We start from the raw sequence: 803 nt of genomic DNA, 5'->3' as shown, positions 1-803 counted from the left end.
TGGCCCGGAGTAAATTCGATATCCTCTACCCCATCCATAGAAAGCAGCTCACCAATCGTCGCCTTCTTCTCCGTCATAGCTTTGTACTCTTCATAAGATAAGAGTACGTGAGACGGTTTCCCTCGATCGGTAATATACACAGGTCCAGACAGCGCCTCTTTCTTGGCTCGGCCTGTATCTTGATTAAACTCTCGACTGGTTAATGTAGACATAGCTCACCTCCAAAACAATCTTATGTATAAATGTTACTACATGCGTTTAGTGATCGTCTANAATTGTTTCTATGTTGCTACATTTGGGTTGGATTTAGCGATATGATATAGCACCTGCTTCCATTGGCTTTGTTCGGATAGCAGACCTTGTGGAGCCGCTTGAATAGGCTCTTTTAGTCCCTGATTCGAAATAACTTCGACAGGAGAGTCAGGCCCTGGCCAACACCAACCAAAAGAGTTTCATTGCTGAATAATTAATTGCTGTTCATAAAGTGCTCATATTAGAATAGGCGTAACAAACAGACTCTCTCTAGGGAAATAACAATAAATAATTGGAGCTAGGCATGCCATCCTTTATTAAACTACTCTTGACTTTACTTTGTGTTCTGAGCCTATCTGCTTGTGGTGGCGGTGGAGGCGACGGTCAGGAAAGCAATGCGGATATATCTAAAGGCGATGTGTTTACACCCTCTCTAAAAATAGAATCAAGCACTGTTGTTACACCTACTGTTGTTTCTCCCGCTTTTGGTGAATTAGACCTAACCGATATTGAGTCAGTTGAAAATTTTAGGATGCCTGAGGACATTCAAG

At 42.3% G+C, this 803-nt stretch carries 2 protein-coding genes; one reads left to right on the top strand and one right to left on the bottom strand.

From position 1 onward, the window contains the following. Nucleotides 1-212 (bottom strand): type II toxin-antitoxin system Phd/YefM family antitoxin (locus A3729_RS28685; protein ID WP_068634539.1); only part of this gene is annotated, 212 nt, incomplete at its 3' end. A 344-nt stretch (nt 213-556) separates the two neighbouring features. On the opposite strand from A3729_RS28685, the gene A3729_RS28680 reads away from it, so the two are divergent. Beyond that, on the top strand, nt 557-803 hold a 247-nt coding region (locus A3729_RS28680), incomplete at its 3' end, for a hypothetical protein (RefSeq protein ID WP_197476232.1).

The sequence above is a fragment of the Oleiphilus sp. HI0043 genome (assembly GCF_001634935.1).
Note: the sequence above shows the minus strand (reverse complement) of the source record. Positions and strands in the feature narration are given on the sequence as shown.